Origin of the sequence: uncultured Metabacillus sp., assembly GCF_947503125.1 — a bacterium.
Classification (GTDB): Bacteria; Bacillota; Bacilli; order Bacillales; family Bacillaceae; genus Metabacillus.
Genome location: NZ_CANNCR010000004.1, coordinates 138,722 through 159,418, shown reverse-complemented (window position 1 = coordinate 159,418; position 20,697 = coordinate 138,722). Strand labels below are relative to the sequence as shown.

Annotated in this window: 16 protein-coding genes; 10 read left to right on the top strand and 6 right to left on the bottom strand. The window is 38.0% G+C overall.

Annotation, left to right across the window (positions count from 1 at the left end):
- Positions 1-5: 5 nt before the first annotated feature.
- From Q1B07_RS05190 to Q1B07_RS05165, 6 genes are all read left to right on the top strand, one after another.
- Complete coding sequence (locus tag Q1B07_RS05190) at positions 6-1,337, top strand: sugar ABC transporter substrate-binding protein (RefSeq protein WP_299089653.1); 1,332 nt, start codon at positions 6-8, stop codon at positions 1,335-1,337.
- Positions 1,338-1,665: 328 nt separating this feature from the next.
- A complete protein-coding gene (locus Q1B07_RS05185) occupies positions 1,666-2,550 on the top strand; it encodes a sugar ABC transporter permease (protein ID WP_299089711.1) in 885 nt (294 codons plus the stop codon).
- Positions 2,551-2,586: 36 nt separating this feature from the next.
- Positions 2,587-3,447: a carbohydrate ABC transporter permease gene (locus Q1B07_RS05180; protein ID WP_299089713.1), complete on the top strand. Its 861-nt coding sequence runs from the start codon at positions 2,587-2,589 to the stop codon at positions 3,445-3,447.
- A gap of 57 nt (positions 3,448-3,504) precedes the next feature.
- Positions 3,505-5,115 (top strand): ABC transporter substrate-binding protein, encoded by a 1,611-nt coding sequence (locus Q1B07_RS05175; protein ID WP_299089655.1) that lies wholly within the window; start codon positions 3,505-3,507, stop codon positions 5,113-5,115.
- A 242-nt stretch (positions 5,116-5,357) separates the two neighbouring features.
- A complete protein-coding gene (locus Q1B07_RS05170; protein WP_299089657.1) occupies positions 5,358-6,830 on the top strand; it encodes a glycoside hydrolase family 32 protein in 1,473 nt (490 codons plus the stop codon).
- 110 nt (positions 6,831-6,940) lie between these two features.
- Positions 6,941-10,684 carry a GH32 C-terminal domain-containing protein gene (locus Q1B07_RS05165; protein WP_299089659.1) on the top strand — a complete coding sequence of 1,248 codons (3,744 nt, stop codon included), beginning with the start codon at positions 6,941-6,943 and terminating at the stop codon, positions 10,682-10,684.
- A 146-nt stretch (positions 10,685-10,830) separates the two neighbouring features.
- Here the strand turns inward: Q1B07_RS05165 and Q1B07_RS05160 are convergent, their stop codons facing one another.
- Both Q1B07_RS05160 and Q1B07_RS05155 read right to left on the bottom strand, forming a co-directional pair.
- A complete protein-coding gene (locus Q1B07_RS05160; protein WP_299089660.1) occupies positions 10,831-11,796 on the bottom strand; it encodes a formylglycine-generating enzyme family protein in 966 nt (321 codons plus the stop codon).
- Between the two features lie 17 nt (positions 11,797-11,813).
- Positions 11,814-12,695 (bottom strand): LysR family transcriptional regulator, encoded by an 882-nt coding sequence (locus Q1B07_RS05155; RefSeq protein ID WP_299089662.1) that lies wholly within the window; start codon positions 12,693-12,695, stop codon positions 11,814-11,816.
- A 227-nt stretch (positions 12,696-12,922) separates the two neighbouring features.
- Here Q1B07_RS05155 and Q1B07_RS05150 point away from each other — a divergent pair, with 227 nt between their 5' ends.
- Together Q1B07_RS05150 and Q1B07_RS05145 are read left to right on the top strand one after the other, a co-directional pair.
- Positions 12,923-13,570 carry a chromate transporter gene (locus Q1B07_RS05150; RefSeq protein ID WP_299089663.1) on the top strand — a complete coding sequence of 216 codons (648 nt, stop codon included), beginning with the start codon at positions 12,923-12,925 and terminating at the stop codon, positions 13,568-13,570.
- A gap of 11 nt (positions 13,571-13,581) precedes the next feature.
- Complete coding sequence (locus Q1B07_RS05145) at positions 13,582-14,121, top strand: chromate transporter (protein WP_299089665.1); 540 nt, start codon at positions 13,582-13,584, stop codon at positions 14,119-14,121.
- A 171-nt stretch (positions 14,122-14,292) separates the two neighbouring features.
- Here the strand turns inward: Q1B07_RS05145 and Q1B07_RS05140 are convergent, their stop codons facing one another.
- From Q1B07_RS05140 to Q1B07_RS05130, 3 genes are all read right to left on the bottom strand, one after another.
- Complete coding sequence (locus Q1B07_RS05140; protein WP_299089667.1) at positions 14,293-15,204, bottom strand: DMT family transporter; 912 nt, start codon at positions 15,202-15,204, stop codon at positions 14,293-14,295.
- A 469-nt stretch (positions 15,205-15,673) separates the two neighbouring features.
- On the bottom strand, positions 15,674-16,582 hold the full coding sequence (locus Q1B07_RS05135) for a hydroxymethylglutaryl-CoA lyase (RefSeq protein ID WP_299089669.1): 909 nt from the start codon (positions 16,580-16,582) through the stop codon (positions 15,674-15,676).
- Positions 16,583-16,717: 135 nt separating this feature from the next.
- Complete coding sequence (locus Q1B07_RS05130; RefSeq protein WP_299089671.1) at positions 16,718-17,596, bottom strand: LysR family transcriptional regulator; 879 nt, start codon at positions 17,594-17,596, stop codon at positions 16,718-16,720.
- A gap of 150 nt (positions 17,597-17,746) precedes the next feature.
- On the opposite strand from Q1B07_RS05130, the gene Q1B07_RS05125 reads away from it, so the two are divergent.
- The gene (locus Q1B07_RS05125) at positions 17,747-18,448 is read left to right on the top strand and encodes a CoA transferase subunit A (RefSeq protein ID WP_299089672.1); all 702 of its coding nucleotides are present in this window, start codon (positions 17,747-17,749) and stop codon (positions 18,446-18,448) included.
- 20 nt (positions 18,449-18,468) lie between these two features.
- Positions 18,469-19,122, top strand: coding sequence for a 3-oxoacid CoA-transferase subunit B (locus Q1B07_RS05120; RefSeq protein WP_299089673.1), 654 nt, complete (start codon positions 18,469-18,471; stop codon positions 19,120-19,122).
- Positions 19,123-19,290: 168 nt separating this feature from the next.
- Here the strand turns inward: Q1B07_RS05120 and Q1B07_RS05115 are convergent, their stop codons facing one another.
- The gene (locus Q1B07_RS05115; RefSeq protein ID WP_299089675.1) at positions 19,291-20,184 is read right to left on the bottom strand and encodes an AraC family transcriptional regulator; all 894 of its coding nucleotides are present in this window, start codon (positions 20,182-20,184) and stop codon (positions 19,291-19,293) included.
- Positions 20,185-20,697: the final 513 nt, after the last annotated feature.

Here is a 20,697-nt window from a genome sequence, read left to right as displayed (position 1 = left end):
CTACTATGAAAAAAAGAACCGCTATTATTATTTTTATTGTTTTTATTACCGCAATAGCAGGATATACGTTTTCTTTTTTCAAAACATACACAAGTAATCAAGAGGATCAAGATTTGAGGCTAAATGAGAACCGGGATAAAATTGAACTTACCTTTTGGAGAAATTATGGGACAAAATTAGAAAATGATGCGTATAAAGAACTTATTGCTGCTTTTGAAGCAGCCCATCCTTCAATAGATATTCAAATGGTTTCCATTCCATATGGGGATTATGAATTGAGGCTGAGAACAGAGATCGCAGCGGGAAATCCCCCGGATATCATGTCAATAGACAGTCCGAATTTAGCTTTATATGCCCATTCCGGATCATTATTATCGATTGACCACTATATGAAGACAGAAGGAAATATTGACGATATCCCTCCTTCCACGCTCGATGGATTAAAATATAAAAATGAAATTTATCTTTCGCCAGTAGTAGAGTCAGGAGTGGCTTTATTTTATAATATGCACTTATTTAAAGAGGGTGAAGTGCCTTTTCCTTCAAAAGATCCTCATTCTCCAATGACCTGGAATGAGGTGTTGGAGATTGCTAAAAAACTTAATCATCCTGCTAAGGGTATTTATGGCATCGATCCTGCTCAAGGGTTTAACGGTGGCGAGGCACCGGCATATTTTAAAATGCCGCTTTTATGGCAATTTGGTGCAGAGGTTTTAAGTCCTGATGCGAACACTTCAGACGGTTATTTAAATTCGCAAAATGCGTTAGAAGCACTGCAATTTTATCAGGATCTCTATCATAAACATAAAGTAGCTGTCGTAGAATTGCCGCCAGATCCTTTTGTCTCAGGTCATCTTGCCATGACAGTTTTAGGTTCTTGGACATTAGCTGAATTTGAAAAGAATTTTCCGGAATTTAAGTTGGGAGAAGATTATGGAGTGGCGCCGCTGCCAAAGGCGAAAAATCAAGTTGCACCAAACGGCGGCTGGGCTTTAGGAATCTCATCAAAGTCTGAATATCCGGAAGAAGCATGGGAATTTATTAAGTATGTGACAAGTTTCGAAGGATCAAAAAGGTATGTAGAAATAACAGGTGATCTTCCTGCGAGATATTCAGTAGCTGAAGAATTTCCTGAGCTTACCACCTACCCGAAGAATATTTTTGTCCAACAAGCCCAAAATTACTCAAAGAATCGGCCTGTTACACCAGCTTATCCTGTCGTAAGTGATGCGATCAAAAAATTGTTTGAGGAAGTAGGAATTGGCGGAAAGGATATAAAAGCATCAGCAGATGAGGCTGTTGAAAAAATTAATAAGAGCTTACATGATATTCAATAGATATCCTCTAGTTATTAGACTGGGGGATTTTTTTATTCAAAAAACACCCAAAAATATTAAATATCCACATCCGAAAAAATTGAAATATTCCTTTTTCATTGTTTGATATAGTTGAAATCACAAAGAGAACATAAAGTTGGTGAAGACAAATGAACGAAAGGTGAAAATTTGAAATCGCTTTCCAGTTGATTTCTCTGAAAGTTTTCTACCGGTTCATTTTTTCACAAAGGGGGGAAACAGATTGCAAGAATTAGTAAAGGTAAAGAGTGATACCAATGTTTCAGTCAAAACCGGCAAGAACACAAAAATCAAAAGCAATATCGAGTATATGAGAAAAAATTATTTTCTCTACTTGCTCATTGCGCCGGCAGTTATTCTTACAATTATTTTTAAGTATGTTCCAATGTATGGGGCGATTATTGCGTTTAAGGATTTTAGCACGATTAAAGGGATTTTAGGCAGTGAATGGGTGGGATTTAAGCATTTTACCGATTTTCTGACATCACCAAATTTTGAAGTGATCTTTATGAGTACGCTTAAGCTTAGCTTGTATGGGTTATTGCTAGGGTTCCCAGTGCCGATTCTATTAGCCTTAATGATTAATCAAATCAGGCGAAATGCGGTGAAGAAAAATATTCAACTAATCCTCTATGCACCAAACTTTATTTCAGTGGTCGTAATCGTCGGGATGTTGTTCATTTTCTTATCACCGACAGGGCCGATCAATAACATCATTGCCTTCATAACAGGAAAGCCGGTTATGTTTATGTCAGAGCCGGAATACTTCAGGTCAATATATATTCTTTCTGGAATTTGGCAAGCTGCCGGCTGGTCTTCGATTGTTTATGTCGCTGCTTTAGCCAATGTAGATCCTGAGCTTCATAATGCTGCGACAATTGATGGGGCAAATATTTTACAAAGAATCATCCATATCGATCTGCCGACACTAAAGCCATTAATGGCGATTATCTTTATTCTCGGTGCAGGAGGAATCATGGCAATTGGTTTTGAAAAGGCCTATTTAATGCAAACGGCTATGAATTTACCGGCATCTGAAATTCTCCCAACCTATGTCTATAAAGTTGGGTTGCAAGCAGGTGATTACGCCTACTCCACTGCTGTAGGACTGTTTAATTCGGTCATCAATGTAATTTTGCTTGTTGTGGTGAATTTCGTCGTCAAAAAATTAAACGAAGGTGAAGGTTTATATTGATAGAAAGGAGTTTTCAAATTGATTAAACATACACGAATGGATCGCATCATTTTATCCTTAAATAGTGTTTTCCTATGCTTAGCTGTATTAGTGATCTTGGTTCCTTTGGTTTATGTTGTGATTGCCTCTTTTATGGATCCAACCGTGTTATTAAATCAAGGCATTTCCTTTCATGTATCTGATTGGAGTCTTGAAGGGTATAAGCGGATTTTATCTGATGATGCGATGATTAGAGGGTTTTTAAATGCGATCCTCTATTCTGTTGGTTTTTCGGTAATAACGGTTGTGGTTTCAGTGTTTGCTGCTTTTCCGTTATCAGTAAACGGTTTTGTCGGGAAAAATTTCTTTATGACGCTGTTTTTGATTACGATGTTCTTTAGCGGCGGATTAATTCCAACCTATTTAGTCGTAAAAGATTTAGGAATGTTAAATACCATCTGGGCAATCCTGCTCCCAGGGGCTGTAAATGTTTGGAATATTATTTTGGCAAGGACTTATTTTAAAGGAATTCCTACAGAATTGCATGAAGCAGCAAAGGTGGATGGAGCATCCGATTTACTCATTTTCTTTAAAATTGTGTTACCGCTGTCAAAACCGATCATCTTTGTACTCGCACTATATGCCTTTGTTGGTCAGTGGAACTCTTATTTTGATGCGATGATCTATCTTGAAGATCCTAAACTGCATCCATTGCAGCTTGTTTTAAGATCGATTTTAATTCAGAACCAAGCAGAGCCTGGGATGATAAGTGATCAATTAGCGATGGCTGAACTAGCCAAGGTTTCTGAAATGATCAAATACTCAGCCATTGTCATTTCAAGTCTTCCATTGATTGTGATGTATCCATTTTTCCAAAAGTACTTTGAAAAAGGTGTTATGGTTGGTTCATTAAAATAATGAACCAATTACTAAATAAATTTGAAAACACTTACAAAATAATAGGGGGATATTAGGATGAAACATGTAAGAAAAATTGTGTGTTCTACTGCTATTGGATTTTTATTACTATCTGGATGCAGCAGCAAAAACACATCTTCTTCAGAGGATTATGAGCTTTCCAAGGTTTCTTTTCCATTAAAGGAAGAGATGACATTAAAGTTTATCACGCAAAGCTCGCCATTAGCTCCAAAGGATCCTAACGAAAAATTAATTTACAAACGGTTGGAGGAAAAAACAGGCGTTCATATTGAATGGAAGAACTATACAAACGATGTTTTTGTTGAAAAAAGGAACTTGGCTGTTGCAAGTGGTGATCTACCCGATGCCATCATGGATGCAGGCTACAGTGACTATGATTTACTTAAACTAGCAAAAGATGGTGCGATTATTCCTGTTGAAGATTTAATAGACAACTATATGCCAAACTTAAAGAAAGTTTTAGAGGCTGCACCTGAATATCGAGCGATGATGACAGCACCAGACGGGCATATTTATTCATTCCCTTGGATTGAGGAGCTAGGAACTGGCAAGGAGAATATCCATTCAATTGATGATTTCCCTTGGATAAACGTCGAATGGTTAAATAAATTAGGACTAAAAATGCCAAAAACAACAGAGGAATTAAAACAAGTATTACTTGCGTTTAAAACAAAGGACCCTAATGGTAACGGGAAAGCTGATGAAATCCCAATGTCCTTTATCATTAACCATGGTGGTGAAGATCCGGCCTTCTTATTTGGATCCTTTGGATTGGGTGATAACTGGGATCATACGGTTGTAAGCAATGAAGGAAAAGTATTATTTACCGCAGCTGATGAGGGCTACAAAGAAGCAATTGCTTATTTTGCTGACTTATATAAATTAGGTTTAATTGATATTGAGGCATTTGAGCATGATTGGAACACCTATCTTGCAAAAGGAAAAGATGAGCGCTATGGCATGTATTTCACATGGGATAAAGCAAATATTACAGGGATGAATGATAAATATCAGTTAATGCCGCCACTAGCAGGTCCGGATGGTCATATTAATGCAACAAGAACAAATGGAATGGGCTTTGACAGAGGCAGAATGGTCATAACAAGTGCAAATAAAAACCTGGAATTAACAGCAAAATGGATCGATCAATTATATGATCCGCATCAATCCGTTCAAAACAACTGGGGAACATATGGGGATGAAAAGCAGCAAAATATTTTTGAATTTGATAAAGAAAAGAATATGTTAAAGCATTTGCCGTTGGAAGGCACAGCACCTGTTGAGTTAAGACAAAAAACAAGTATCAATGGACCGTTAGCCATTTTAGATGAATACTATGGCTCCGTTACGACAAAGCCAGATGATGCTGCGTGGAGACTGGATTTAATGAAGGAAGTCATGGTCCCTTACATGAAAGCAGAAAATACGTATCCAAAGGTATTTTTCTCACTTGAAGAACTAGACAAGCTGGCAACGATTGAAACCGATTTGTTTGCTTATGTGAACAGAAAAAGAGCGGAATGGATGACGAACGGAAAAGTAGAAGAAGAATGGGATGCCTATTTGAAAGAATTAAACCGACTAGGCTTACAGGAATGGTTGGATATTAAACAAACAGGTTATGATCGAAATCAACAAAATCAATAGATGGTGTTCAAAATAGGCTGTATATAGTTTTTGTACAAAGGTAAGAAAGCATAAAATTTTGTACTTAGTTTTAGTGTCTAGCTCCAGCGCCTAGCCCCTCTAGGGTCCAGCCACTCATGAATTGAAGGCAAAGAACGCCTTCTATTCATGAGCGTCTTATTTGCCCTAGGCTGATCAAGGCTTGCTCTTTTCTTAGTACAGCCTTTTTTTGATAAATAGTTTAATAAAAAAGGAGAAGAAAAATGGTGCAAAAATTAAAAGAACAATATCGTCCGCAATTTCATTTTTCGCCAGAAGAGAAATGGATGAACGACCCAAATGGTATGGTGTATTTTAACGGTGAATACCATTTGTTTTATCAATACAACCCTTTTGATACGATCTGGGGCCCAATGCACTGGGGACATGCGGTTAGTAAAGATCTCATTCACTGGGAACAGCTGCCGATCGCCCTGCATCCTGATGAACACGGAACAATTTTCTCTGGAAGTGCTGTTGTAGATTGGCATAATTCATCTTGTTTCTTCGAAGATGATCAGCCGGGATTAGTGGCGATCTATACAAGCAATGATACGTATCCGGATTCAGAAAGGGTCCGTCAGCGCCAATGTTTAGCATATAGCAAAGACAATGGAAGGACTTGGGTGAAATATGAGAAAAATCCAGTTCTTTCAGACCATACGAAAACCGATTTTCGCGACCCTAAGGTGTTTTGGTATGATGCTACAAAAAAGTGGATTATGATACTAGCTACTGGTCAATCGGTAACGATTTACACTTCTCCTAATTTAAAAGAATGGGAGTTTGCAAGTGAATTTGGAAGCAATGCTGGCTCACATGTTGGATTTTGGGAATGTCCGGATCTCTTTCCATTACCGGTAGAGAATGAAGAGAATAAAATCAAATGGGTCATGCTAGTTAGCATTGGAGATACAGGAACAAGCAAAGAAGGTTCCAGAACACAATATTTTATTGGTGATTTTGACGGGAAAACCTTTGTCAATGATCATGAAGATGAAACATTTTTATGGTTAGATTACGGCATGGATAATTATGCAGGCGTTAGTTGGTCTGATATCCCGGCTAAGGATGGTAGAAGGATGTATATCGGGTGGATGAGCAATTGGCGATATGCTAATCAAGTTCCAACAAAAGAATGGAGAGGTGCCATGACTCTTCCACGGGAATTATCGTTGATTTCCAATGAGAAAGGAATTCGTTTGCTTCAAAAGCCGGTATCTGAAATCAATTTGATAAGACGAGAGACAAGCGTGCAGCAAAACTTGCTCGTAGAATCTGACAATCCAGTATGCTTTGATATGAACAACCAATTAATGGAGATAAATATCGAGCTTGAAAAAATAAATGGAACAAAATTTGACCTCATTATTCAGCATTCTGAATTTGAACGTACCGAGATTCGTTACAACGTTTTACAGGAAACTTTGGTTATCGATCGAGCAAATTCGGGTGTGCATCAATTTTCAGCATCCTTTCCCGTTCTTCAAGAAGCGCCATTAACGCTGAAGAATAACAAAATAAACATGCAGATATTCTTAGATATTTCATCAATTGAGATCTTTGCCAATGATAGTGAGGCAGCTATTACGAGCCTGTTGTATCCTAGTGAAGGCCGCAAACAACTAATTTTGATTTCTCATATTGGAAGTATGAAGGTAAATACATTGGAACTAACTGAGCTTTGTACAATTTAGGATTGAGCTTTGAAGCTATTAATAGGTATTGGGATTGACGGATATATTTCCTTCAATCCTTATTATATAGAAAATGTAAACGCTTAAAATTGTTTTGGAGATGTGATGAAATGAAAAATAACCTATCAAATGCTGTGAAACTAGTTTTATTGGTCGTATTCGTTTTTTCAATTCTATCTATTGATAGCCAACTTCAAGCACAGGCATCTGAACAGAATACGGCTATATTCGGTTATTTGCCTTTATCAGGTTCTTGGACGAAAAACACAACTGGTGAAATGAAAGGAGTTAGTGAAAAGAAAAAGCCAGCTATTAACTTATCGAATACCGAGGTAGGGAGCAACTTTGTCTATGAAGCAAATGTCATGATCGATTCTTCATCCTCTAATGATGCGGCAGCCTCAGTGATCTTTCGCGCAAATCAATTTGGAACAGAAGGCTATATGCTTAGGTTGGAACCAAAAAAGGACAAAATAAAATTAGTTTCTATAAACAAAAACATAAACATTACAGAGCCTATTAAAAAAGAAATTGAAACGGGTGTTACTTATAAAGTTAAAATAACTGTTGATGGGCCAGAGATAAAAGTATTCCTTAATGATGACATGCTTTTTCATAAAAAAGATTCAAAGCATTCGAAAGGTTTTACAGGCTTCCATGTGGATAAAGGATCAGCTACTTTTAGTGACGTATCAATAAATAAAAACGTTACCAATATTGAAGGCTGGGACATGAAAAGCGGCAAATGGGTTCCTTCTTCACAAGGACTTGTTGCAAAGGCAAAATCAGAAGAAATTATATATGCCATATCTCGTACAGCTGCTGCAAACTTCAATTTTGAAGCTGATGTTAGTTTAGAAGATGCAAATGCCGCTGGAACTCTAATATTTCGTTCAAATAAAACAGGTTTGCAGGCATATGGTTTGCAAATAGATTCCAAGAATGACCTTATTCGGTTGTATGATACGAAAAATAATAGAGTCATTGCCAAAAGCAAGATGGCGATTGAAAAGGGAAATCTCTATCGTATCCGCATTAAAGCAGAAGGAACTGTTTTAAAGGTATATTGGCAAAACGGATCAAACCCTGTGATCAGTGTTAATGATGATACCTATACAAAGGGGTTCTTAGGGCTTCATGCGTACAATGGCAATGTAGTCTTTCAAAACATACTTGTTAGTGATATAAACTCGAATTTAGATGGGTGGATTTCTTACAATGGTGAATGGACACCAGACCTTAATGGAATCAAAGGCATTAGCAATGGGGCAGAAAATACGTATCGGATCGCTGAAAGGACGGAAACAAATTTCGTTCTTGAAGGAGATCTAAAGGTCGATAATGTGACTAAATATGGCACTGCCGGACTGGTTTTTCGTACGAATTCAGACGCAACAAGAGGATATATGTTAAACATTGACCCTAATTTAAATAAGGTTCGTTTATTGGATCTCAATAGCGATCGTACGGTTGGAATGGCAGATTGGGAGATTGAAACGGGAAAAACCTATCATTTTGAAGTACATGCAATGGATGAACAAATAAAGGTTTATATAGACGGATATACGGAACCCGTTATAGATGTGAATGACTCTGCTTATACAAGCGGAAAGTTTGGATTAAATGTGTATAATGGAACAGCTTATTTCCAAAATATTTATGCGACAAACTATGATGATTATTATTCAGAGATCTATCGACCGCAGTATCACTATACTCAGGCAAGAGGGGCTGCAAGTGATCCAAACGGGCTTGTATATTATGAAGGTGAATACCATCTCTTTCACCAGGATGGAGGAAAATGGGCACATGCGGTAAGTAAAGATCTTGTTCATTGGAAGCGATTGTCGATTGCAATTCCTTGGAATGAGATGGGGCATGCCTGGTCTGGATCAGCTGTTGTTGACAAAAACAATGTCTCAGGATTATTTAATGAAGAAGGCTCGGGTTTAATCGCTTATTATACATCCTTTAATCCTGCTAAACATAATGGAGATCAAAAAATTGCCGTCGCATATAGCCGAGATAAGGGGAGGACATGGGAATTTTATGAAGGAAATCCGATCATCCCTAATATTGGTGAATTCTATGGAGGAGAGGGCTGGGATTTCCGCGATCCAAAAGTTGTTTGGGATGAAGACCATAAGCAGTGGGTAATGGTCGTATCTGGAGGAGATCATATTCGATTTTTCACCTCAACCGATTTGTTAAATTGGAAAATGATTGAATCATTTGGGTATGGTAATTATGTGAGAGGTGGAGTTTGGGAATGCCCAGATTTCTTTCAGCTTCCGGTTGATGGAGATGAAAATAAGAAAAAATGGGTGTTGTCTATCAGTACTGGGGCAAACCCAAAAACGAACGGATCGGATTCTGAGTACTTTGTAGGGACATTTGATGGAAACCGTTTTGTAAGTGATCATCCTGCAGGTACTGTATTAAAAAATGAATTCGGAAAAGAAATGTATGCAGCCATGTCTTTTTCCGATATACCAGCATCAGATGGACGTCGCATCTCCTTAGGCTGGATGAGTAATTGGGACTATCCGTTTAGTTTTCCTACTTCCCTATGGCAAGGACAAATGTCCATTCCGCGTGAATTAACATTAAAGACTGTACCTGGAGAAGGTGTACGATTGTTTCAAAAGCCGATTGAGGAATTAGCACAACTAAGAGGTGAGGTTTCCTCATGGAGTGACCAAAATGTGCAGCCTAATGATACGAACTTGTTAGCTGGGTTGAACGGGACAGCATATGAAATCATCGCAGAATTTGAGTTGCCTGAAAATAACAACGCAGCTGAATTCGGCTTCAAGCTAAGAGAATCAAGTGACCAAAAAACAATTGTCGGCTATAATGTCATCGATTCAAAAATGTTTTTCGATCGAACAGAATCAGGAGAAATAGATTTTTCAGAGAAGTTTTCTACTTTCCATGAAACAGCATTAAAACCGAAAAACAACCGCGTTAAAATGCGCATATTTGTTGACGAATCCTCTATTGAGGTGTTTGGAAATGACGGCCAAGTTGTTTTCTCAAATGTTGTTTTTCCAGATGGGGCAAGTGATGGTATGAGCTTCTATACAAAAGGTGGAAAGGTAAAAATCGTTTCATTAAAGGTGTATCCATTAAGAGGAATTTGGAAGGAAGCAACTAATGATGGGACAGTGTCAAGCAAAGTTGTGATGGACCATAGCAAGCTTGAACTCAGGACTGGTGAGGCACATAAATTATCTGCATCAGTACTCCCTCTTTCTGCAAAAAAACAGAAGATTAAATGGCAATCTAGCAATCCAGCTATTGCCGAAGTGAAGAAACTAGATCATGATACAGCTGATGTAAAGATGATTGGATACGGCAGAGCAGTTATTTCGGCAACAACAAATAATGGCAAAGTTATTGGCTCAACAGTAGTGACTAGTAAAACATCATACCAAATTGTTGATGTGAATAGCGGAAAAGCACTTACTGTTAATGGAACAACCAATGGTTCAAAAGTAAAAATATTTCCTAGGGGTGCCTCCGAAAACCAGACCTGGAATTTTGAAGGAAATCGATCAGGTGTGTATAAAGTTCTTTCTCCTTATAGCAACAAAGTCTTGGATGCTTCTGGAGTCGCAAACGGTGATGATGTTCAAGTTTGGGAATATTTTGGCTATGGGAATCAACATTGGCGCATAACCGATCATTGGAATGGTACATTCTCTTTTCATGTAATGAACAGTGGGAAATCCTTGGGAGTACCTAAGGGCAGACTTGAGGATGGTACGGTTGTTGAGATTCATGATCATAATAATGAGGCCTCACAAAAGTGGAAATTGGTTGAGGTGTCCTCAAGTGACAAGATGAAATGAAGCGAAAACATGACTAAATACTTCGACTTAGAACGTAAGGAAGTAGTCTTATAGGGTTATCAAATAAAGCAGGGCTGACTCAAAGGAATCTGAACCTATTGAGCAGCCCTTTAATAAAAAGGAAATTTCTCGACTATTTTACTCGTTTACACATCCGCTACACAACGAAACCCTAGGTGCCCTGATGAACTATCTGGTGTATTCGAGGTTCGTGCTGCTACACGATAACGGTTGCAATATGATTCATGACATAAATAGGAACCGCCTCTCATCACCTTTGTGTCGCCTGTTGAAGGGCCTTGCGGATTCGTGCGTCCGCCTCTTTTATGAATGCTTCTGCTAAACCAATCAGAACACCATTCCCAAACGTTTCCTGACATATTATAAAGGCCGAACTCGTTTTTTAGAAAAGACTGAGCAGGGGCTGTCCCTTCATAGCCGTCCTCTTTTGTATTTTTTTCAGGAAAAGTGCCTTGCCAAATATTGCAGTAATGCTCACCATTAGGTGTTAATTCATCACCCCAAGGATATCTTTTTAGTTCAAGGCCTCCGCGTGCTGCATATTCCCATTCAGCTTCTGTCGGTAATCGTTTACCTGTCCACTGGCAAAAGGCAAGGGCATCATTCCAGGTTACATGGACAACAGGATGATCCATCCGTTGGTCAATCGATGAGCCGGGTCCTTCCGGCTGGTACCAGAAAGCACCATCAACAGCACACCACCATGGTGTATGAACAACCCGTTTTACTTGATTCCTAAGCTTTGAAGGTAAGAAGCTATGAAACACAAATGACCAGCCAAACTTCTCTGACTCTGTCTTATAGCCTGTAGCTTTTACAAATTCATTAAATTCAGCATTCGTTACCGCGTAACTGTCTATTAAAAATGGATTTACTTCCACCTTTCGTACAGGTCCCTCACCATCAGCTGGGAAGCCTTCCTTTTCATTTGTGCCCATTAAAAATTCTCCGCCGGGGAGATATACCATTTTCTCTGTGAACATGGTTTTACTAGGTGCCATTACTTGTGAAGTTTGTACGCTTGCGCTATTTTCCTTTCCTTCATTTTTTCTGCTAATGTTACAGCAAGATAGATTTTTTTTCGTTTTCATTTGTTCACATCCTAGGATTATTTTTGAATGAACTCAACAAAACGCGAAACCCCGTTTCGATGGAACCTTTGAGGTTTTTTTACCAACCATAAGCTTCGATTAATATGAATATCGGTAATTTTCATTTCCTTTAAAAATCCCTGCTCCAATTCTCTTGCTACTGTTAACCTTGGGAGAATACTTATGCCAAGGCCCGCTTCTACCGCGCTCTTTATTGCTTGTGTAGAGCTGATTTCCATATAACTTTCAATTTTATCGAGTATTCCATGTTCTCTTAAGGTGCTTTCCACAATTAAACGTGTGCCGGATAGGGACTCACGCCATATCATCCGTTCATTTGCCAATTCTTCAATATTAATTTCCGATCGTTCTCTCCACGGGTGGTCAGCAGGAAAAACGAGGATTAATTCGTCATCTGCAAATTTTTCAACGATAAAATCTTCATCATCAACAAGTCCTTCAACTAAGGCGATATCGATGACATCATTTGTTAAGTCTTCGAGCACACTTGGTGTATTTTTAATGGTAAGTGATACTTTTATATCTGGAGTCAGTTTTTTAAAGCGGCCGAGGAGGCTCGGCAATAAAAACTCACCAATTGTTAAAGAAGCCCCAACCCTGAGGGTAGAATTGTATTCACCTATTGCCTGCTGAATCACTTCTTTCGAACGATTAAAGTCGGTAATAATGGCTTTTGCAAAAGGATACAGCATTTTTCCGGTTTCTGTAACAATTAATTTTCCTTCTGTTCGGTCGAATAACAGGGTTCCATAAACATTCTCCAATTGGCGAATTTGTCTTGTTACCGCAGGTTGAGACACAAAGCTTAGTCTTGCTGCCTGGCTTATGCTGCCCTCATCAACGACTAAACAAAACATTTTCAGGTTTTCGATATTCAAAACAACTTCCTCCCTGATCAATAAGATCCGATGGTTTGTATATATACAATATTACCATAAGAATTCAATAGGAAGATGAGGTATAACGATCTGTTATAACCTATGCATTTGTTGCAATTTACCATCTATCGATTAACGTGATATCGTAGTAGATAAGAACAATACTTGTTTTTGAGAGTTAGAGCACATTTTTTAGCTATTAATCTAGAAGAAAAGAGGGGAAAAAGATGGGGGAAGAATGGAAAAGAATCGCACAGCTCTTTTGGATCTTCTTTAAAATATCACCGGTAACGTTCGGTGGAGGCTTTGCAATGCTGCCGATTATTGAAAAAGAGGTCGTATATAGAAAGAAATGGGCTAAACGTGAAGAGCTTACAGATGTTTTCGCTATTGCTGGAACAGTACCAGGTGCGATTGCAGTAAATGCAGCAACCTTCATTGGCCACCGTATCGCTGGTATAAAAGGGGCGTTCGCCGCAACATTAGGCACGCTGACTCCAACTTTTATCATTGTATTATTACTTACCGGGATGTTTGCTAGCTTTCAGAATAACCCTCATGTTGAAGCGGCTTTTTATGGAATTCGAGCCTCAACTGTTGCTCTAATTGTATATGCTGGGATCAAAATGTCACGAACATCATTAATAGATAAGACAACAACATTTTTAGCTGTTAGTATGTTTATTGCTATGCTCTTATTTCATTGGCACCCAGTCATTATTATACTTTTAGGCGCTATTGTAGGTATCCTCATCATCAAAGTGAAAGAAAAACTAGGCGTTTTTGTCAAATTGGAGAAAAATGATCGTGATGATAAAGTTGAAAAAAATATACTTAACCCATTAAAGGAAATGAAGCAAAAAGTAGGGATGTAGGAGGTGAGACGATGCTGTTAGAATTATTTATTTTGTTTTTTATAATAGGAACTGTATCATTTGGCGGGGGATATGCGATGATTCCGGTCATAGAAAGAGAAGTAACAAGCAGGGGATGGCTCACTACTTCTGACTTTACTGATGCAGTGGCATTAGCAGGAATGACTCCAGGATCAATTGCCTCCAATAGTGCAACAATCATTGGGTTTAGGGTTGCAGGTTTCCCGGGAGCCATGGTATCGACTATTGCAATCAGTTTACCATCATTGCTGTTGATTTTAGTGATCGCTATGTTCTTATATAAAATTCACAAAAACAGTTTTGTTAAATCAGCTTTTTATGGTCTGCGTCCTATTGTAACTAGCTTAATTCTCTATGCCGCTATTAAACTAGCGATTTCTAATGGTGTTTTATCCGCCTCACTCTCCTGGGATATGATTACCATGTTAATGATTTTCGGATTTTCTCTAACAGCATTATTATATTTTCGTGTTCATCCAGTATTGATTATTTTAGGTGCAGGAGTTAGTGGGATGTTTATATACTCGTAATTAAAAAATATTTTTGTAACTTTATAAAATAAGTGAGCATTCTCTTAAAGGAAATCAGTTAATTTTACTAGACTAACTTATAATTTGTTCTTAACGGATTAGTTACTAACATAATGAAAAGTCTGATCCTTTTAAAAGAAGATTAGACCATTATTTTTATAAAATTTTAACTTATGAGATAGACCTTGTCTGTACTTGAGCCGGCTTTTGTTTTTGAATTGCATGTTTCACATTGCCGGCCGCTATTCCGCCTAATATGAGCAGAACACCAAGCCATTGTGTCAAGCTTACATGTTCAGCAAGAATTATTGATGACATTGTAACAGCAACCGGAAGTTCAGATGCTGTCAAGATTGTGCCCAGTCCGGGACCGATTTTTGGCATGGCAATTGAAAATAACAGCGGTGGCAGGGCTACGCCAAAAAAGCCAAGCAATAATCCATACGGTGCAACTCCTGTCAGGACTGGTAAATCAAATAAAAACATTGGAGGAAACACTAGGAAAACGACAATCACACCTCCAGTAGAAATAATCGCACTTTTCATGATAGGAGGAGTCCCTTTTCCAACAGAGCCGCTTAAAAAAATGAAAGTGGTAAACGTTATGGCTGAGAGCAATCCCCAAATCATTCCTTGCCATGATATAACAGCTCCGCCAGCAGAGGTAATACCCGCAGCTAGTACTGAACCCACAAGGAGAATGAAAATAGAAATAAGTTTATTTTTTACCGGTTTTTTCTTATAAAAGATAAATTCATATAAGGTTCCAATCCAAACAAATTGAAATAAAAAAATAATGGCGAGTGAAGCATTTAATGTTTGTAGAGCTTGATAATAAAACACTCCTGTTAGACCAAACGGTATCCCTGATGCTAAAAGTTTAAAAGTTTGTGCTAATGTGATTTTTCCCCTTTTTGATAAGAGAACCATAATCCAAAGGATGAGCGATCCAAAAAAGTATTGTCCTCCAGTGACTTCAGTGACTTCAAAACCTGCCGAATAAGCAAGTTTTACAAAAGTTGATAAAATCCCGTAACAACAGCCCCCTAAAAATACGACTAACGCATAATGCCAATTTTTCATAACTATTGCCCCTTTCTTTATATTAGTGTTCAGATAGTACAAGAACAGCTTCGGTCAGGAAGAACGCTCGTCATTAGAAGACTTCCTTTGCTTTGCTGTTTACATTCATTTAACATAAAAAAGCCACACAACTGCCAAAAGGCAGTTGTGTGGCGAAAATAGAGTTACCTCTAGAAAAATCCACATCCTAATAAGGTTTTATTATTCAGTTCCATTAAGAGTATAAAATCAACTTTGAAACTTGTCAATGTGTACCTGAAGCGGATAAAAATTTTTAAATGTTTAATTAACGAGCGGCTATATCTACTTAAATTAGTTAGGGGTAGGAACCTGAATATTTTTCTTGCTGTATCCATCTACTTTATTTGAAGTTATTGAAAGAGCGTTTACGATTAAATTGATTTTCTAAAATGTTAATAAAGTAAATCCACGATTTTAAATCGTGGATATCAAGTATGTTTAATAAGACCTAATTGCAAGCCTGTAAACTATGGCTCGGTAACGGTCTTCCCACTTTTTCCTGAATGAATTTAGCTGCAGCCAATAGCTTTTCCTGATGAATCCCTGTTTGAATGCCCATTCCGTCCAGCATATACAACAAATCATCTGTTGCTACATTTCCAGATGCACCAGGAGCATAAGGACACCCTCCAAGCCCACCAATTGAACTATCGAAATTAGTAATCCCCATTTCCAGCGATACCAGAACATTTGCCATTGCCAAACCGCGGGTATCATGAAAGTGCATAGCTAATCGTTCAGAAGGAAAGCGTTTAAGAAGAATGTCTAACATTTTCTGTACCTGTAGAGGATTTGCCACACCGATCGTATCACCTAATGATATTTCTCTAACGCCTATATCAAATAGAGTTTCTGATACTCTTAAGACTTCTTCTACACAAACAGGTCCCTCATATGGACACCCGAAAACAGTAGATACATATCCGCGAACGGTTTTTCCAGCTGCTATTGCTTCTTTTCCAACTTCTTTTAAAATAGGAAAAGTTTCATTGATTGATTTGTTAATATTCTTCTTATTATGTGTTTCACTGGCGGACATAAAGACTGCAACCTCATCAATATTTGCTTCCAAACCTCGCTGCAATCCCTTCAAATTTGGGACGAGTGCTGCATAGGTTACGCCTGAGGCACGGTCTATTTGTTTTGCAACCTCATATGCATCGGCTAATGCAGGAATCCACTTTGGGTTAACAAAGGAAGTTACTTCAATATACGATAAGCCGCTTTGCGATAATTGATTAATCCAAGCAATTTTATCTTCTGTAGAAATAAAGGTCTTCTCATTTTGTAATCCATCCCTTGGCCCAACTTCATTCACGGTTACCTTTTTTGGATAGTTTCTATTAGAAACAGTCATTTCTTTACATCGCCTCCTTTTTTAAGTAACAACTTAATTGATAGGAAGAAATGATAACCCAATGCTTTGTTGTACCATAAGTCTTTTAAAGAAATATATGCTTCATTTCGAATATTAACATCTGATTATGACTTTCTATTCTCCATCCGCACCCAACATCTCCAATAACTTTCTCAAAGCAAAAGAATGATACGCACCTTTTTTGGTAATAATACCTAATTTCCAATATAGCGGTTCAGACAATGGAATAATGCAGACGTTCGGATTATTTTGCTTATTATAGATCGATTTCGGCAGCAAGGTGATTCCGAGCTTGGCAGCGACGAGTTCGATAAGTAAGTCCCATTGTGAGCTTTGGTAGGCAATCATGGGATGAAAGCCTGCATTAAAACATGCTTGTTTGATGAAATCATGGAGGGTAAATTCTTCTGAAAATAAAATAAAATGTTCGTTTTCTAATCCACTTAAGGATACTGCCGCTTGTTTAGCTACCCTGTGGTCTTTATGAACATATACAACAAATTCATCGGTGAAAAACGGGTAACAATGAAATGAAGCTTCGTTTGTTGGAAGCACAATAATGCCAAGATCAATTTGGCCATTTTCAACGAGCCCGCCAATACGTTTCGCCCCGAGCTCGACAAGCTCAAGTGATACATTTGGGTATTTTTTATAAAATCTTAGCGCAATGTCAGGAAAGAACAAGGTGCCGATTAGAGGCGGAATCCCCATCTTTATCTCACCTGCTGCAATATCCATCAGTTCGTCTAGTAATATCTTGATCTCTGACAAAGATGAAAGTGCTTTTTGACCTTGCTGGTAAACTATTTTTCCTGCATCTGTTAATCGGAGATGCCTTGTTGAACGGTCGAATAACTCTACATGCAGTTCTTCTTCCAACTTTTTAACGGCCTTACTAAAAGAAGGCTGTGACAAATAGGAATGTGCAGCGGCTTTTGTAAAGCTTTGATGATTCGTCACTTCGATAAAGGCTTTAAGATCTCGTAATTCCATATAGTGAACCCTCCTATATTTATTCCTATTATTCATGCGATCTATTCTTTTTATGTATTTTACTTATAAACAAACTGAATGTAAACTCTTACATAAGGAATATTCAAAGTATTGGTATCTTTGTCCAGTAAATAGTGGGAGGAGAAATGAATGAAAAATAGCAAAGTTATGTCTTCATTTTCGGAAGCGGTTTCAGATATTCGTAATGGCTCGACCTTAATAGTCGGTGGCTTCGGATTATGCGGGATTCCAGAAAAATTGATTGAAGCTTTACGTGATCAAGGAACAAAAGATTTAACCGTTGTCAGTAACAACTGTGGAGTGGATAATTGGGGGTTAGGTCTATTGCTTGCTAATAAGCAAATCAAAAAAATGGTTTCATCTTATGTAGGGGAAAACAAAATTTTTGAAAAGCAATTTTTAAGTGGGGAATTGGAAGTAGAGTTAACACCACAAGGGACACTCGCAGAAAGAATACGAGCCGGCGGTGCAGGGATTCCTGGCTTTTATACGGCTACAGGGATTGGCACACAAATTGCAGACGGAAAAAAAATAAAGGAGTTTGACGGAAAATCCTATTTGCTTGAGCGCGGTATCGTCGGAGATTTTGCCCTCGTAAAAGCATGGAAGGCGGATACGCTCGGCAATCTTGTGTACCGAAAAACATCACGTAATTTCAACCCGCTAGCAGCAATGGCAGGCAAAATTACCATCGCTGAGGTGGAAGAAATCGTAGAACCAGGTGAGCTGGACCCAGATGAAATCCATACGCCAAGTATATTTGTTCAGAGATTGCTAGTTGGTACAAACTATCAAAAAAGAATTGAGAGATTGACCGTGCAAGAAGCTTAACAAAGGGAGGCGTGAAGATAATGAGCGATAGAAGAATGACAATTGTAAAAAGAGCGGTTCAGGAAATAAAAGATGGTATGAATGTCAACCTTGGAATTGGAATGCCTACATTGGTCGCAAATGAAATACCTGCAAACTTCAGTGTCTTATTGCAGTCAGAAAACGGGCTGCTTGGTATTGGTCCATATCCGTTTGCTGGTACAGAGGATCCGGATTTAATCAATGCAGGAAAGGAAACGATTACAACAGTACCAGGTGCAGCTTATTTTGATAGTGCGGAGTCGTTTGCGATGATTCGGGGCGGTCATATTGATCTAGCAATACTTGGGGGAATGGAGGTCTCTGAAACTGGTGATCTTGCCAATTGGATGATTCCTGGAAAAATGGTCAAAGGAATGGGAGGGGCTATGGATCTTGTCAATGGCGCCAAAAGAGTAGTTGTCATTATGGAGCATGTAAACAAGCATGGAGAAAGTAAAATTAAGAAGAAATGTTCCCTCCCGCTAACAGGCCAGCAGGTTGTACACAGACTGATTACAGACTTAGGTGTCTTCGATTTTACACCAGAAGGTATGGTGCTTACGGAAACACTAAACGGTGCCACAGTAGAAGAAATAAAAGAAAAAACGGAAGCTGCCTTTACCGTGGCACCCGAACTAATTGGGGTTAAATAAGATGGTAAAAAAAGTCATTTTAGATGGAACACGTACTCCGATCGGTAAATTTGGAGGAGCGCTAGATTAATAGAAAAAGCCCAATTCTCAGTATTATCAATGAGATAGGGCTTTTTTGAAGATACATAAATTGTAATTCCAATTTTTGCAACGATGGGATTTGTGTTTTTATGCCTCTACAGTCCGCTTTTTGACAGGAATATAGATATCTATCTCTTTGTTCTCTGAACCGTAGCATCTTTCGTCATAAAGCTCGAATTCTACTGATCCACAATGTTCATAGCCCGATTTTGGAAACCACTCTGTAAAAATATGATTCCATGTCGACTGAATAGAAGTGATAAACGATTCTTCATTTGACTTTGGCGTAGTGAATACCGCGTATTCCAGCTCTGGGAAACTTATCGATACCATTCCTTTAGGTGCTTGGGTGTGCTTCGTTACTTCCTTCCCAATGATATAATCGAATTCACCCGTTTCAGGTTGAAAATTAGTACAAATGCCGAGCTCCACATTTTTGTGTAAGGGATTTGGAATTTTTGTGCCCAAGTTATTTTGTATATACTGCTGCCAAAATTCAGGAATATCGATTTTGTTTTGACCATTTTCATTCTTCGTTTTCAGTTCGTATCCAATGATGTGAAATGCTGGTTTAGTGATAAAGGTTGGTTCCATCCTATCTCCTCCTGGTAAGGGTTTTGTATTCAGGCAGGCTTTACCACGTAAGGGTCCAGATATTCTAGTTGCCTTTCGGTATTGCTTCGGTGAAACGCCAAAATGCTTTTTGAACGCCCGGTTGAATGACTCTTGGTATTGAAACCCTACATCGAGTGCAATCGTTATTACCTTTTCATCTGTATAGAATAATCGTTCCGCTGCATAAGTGAGCCTTCTTTTTCTAACATAATCCATCACAGACTCTCCGACCATTGCTTGGAATACACGATGATAATGAAAAGGAGAAAAACAAGCAATCTCTGCTAATTTCTCTAAAGTTATTTGTTCATGCAAGTTCTCCTCAATGTAATCAAGCGTTCGTTGTATACAGATCACATAATCCATTTCCCTTCACCTACCCTACATCCACTATAACAGCAAACAAATATTCGTTCTTAACAATTTTTGCTACAATAAATTTACTTTTATTTTTAAAAATAGTCATCCTTCATGTTGCATTTGTAGTAAAAGGCGGCTAATTACATCTTCAATGGGAATATGGATAGGGAATTATTTTAACTTTCTGTTTAATTTCGTTTAATGATACAACTAATTTAGTTTAATTTATATTTATTAAAATATAATATGGATTTTTACAGTTTTTTCGCTGTTTAAAAACAACCTGAAAACCTGCATGACTTTATTAACTATTTCATTTATATAAAACCAGGTGACAATAGAGGAGCTTTATCTATAAGAACTCAGAGATGTTTTGGGTGTTTTAAAAGAAGGCTCTTTTTTAGTACGATTAAATAGAAATAAAAAAATGAAATAGTTGATAATACAAATATGTAAACGTATTCTTTTAACTAAAGTTACATAATATTTGTAACTAAACATATTATCGGTATCTTTTAA

Bases quoted from the DNA above. Each gene is read 5' to 3' on its own strand.
- Q1B07_RS05190 (WP_299089653.1), top strand. From the start codon at position 6: ATGAAAAAAAGAACCGCTATTATTATTTTTATTGTTTTTATTACCGCA.
- Q1B07_RS05185 (WP_299089711.1), top strand. From the start codon at position 1,666: ATGAGAAAAAATTATTTTCTCTACTTGCTCATTGCGCCGGCAGTTATT.
- Q1B07_RS05180 (WP_299089713.1), top strand. From the start codon at position 2,587: ATGGATCGCATCATTTTATCCTTAAATAGTGTTTTCCTATGCTTAGCT.
- Q1B07_RS05175 (WP_299089655.1), top strand. From the start codon at position 3,505: ATGAAACATGTAAGAAAAATTGTGTGTTCTACTGCTATTGGATTTTTA.
- Q1B07_RS05170 (WP_299089657.1), top strand. From the start codon at position 5,358: ATGGTGCAAAAATTAAAAGAACAATATCGTCCGCAATTTCATTTTTCG.
- Q1B07_RS05165 (WP_299089659.1), top strand. From the start codon at position 6,941: ATGAAAAATAACCTATCAAATGCTGTGAAACTAGTTTTATTGGTCGTA.
- Q1B07_RS05160 (WP_299089660.1), bottom strand. From the start codon at position 11,796: ATGAAAACGAAAAAAAATCTATCTTGCTGTAACATTAGCAGAAAAAAT.
- Q1B07_RS05150 (WP_299089663.1), top strand. From the start codon at position 12,923: ATGGGGGAAGAATGGAAAAGAATCGCACAGCTCTTTTGGATCTTCTTT.
- Q1B07_RS05145 (WP_299089665.1), top strand. From the start codon at position 13,582: ATGCTGTTAGAATTATTTATTTTGTTTTTTATAATAGGAACTGTATCA.
- Q1B07_RS05140 (WP_299089667.1), bottom strand. From the start codon at position 15,204: ATGAAAAATTGGCATTATGCGTTAGTCGTATTTTTAGGGGGCTGTTGT.
- Q1B07_RS05135 (WP_299089669.1), bottom strand. From the start codon at position 16,582: ATGACTGTTTCTAATAGAAACTATCCAAAAAAGGTAACCGTGAATGAA.
- Q1B07_RS05130 (WP_299089671.1), bottom strand. From the start codon at position 17,596: ATGGAATTACGAGATCTTAAAGCCTTTATCGAAGTGACGAATCATCAA.
- Q1B07_RS05125 (WP_299089672.1), top strand. From the start codon at position 17,747: ATGAAAAATAGCAAAGTTATGTCTTCATTTTCGGAAGCGGTTTCAGAT.
- Q1B07_RS05120 (WP_299089673.1), top strand. From the start codon at position 18,469: ATGAGCGATAGAAGAATGACAATTGTAAAAAGAGCGGTTCAGGAAATA.
- Q1B07_RS05115 (WP_299089675.1), bottom strand. From the start codon at position 20,184: ATGGATTATGTGATCTGTATACAACGAACGCTTGATTACATTGAGGAG.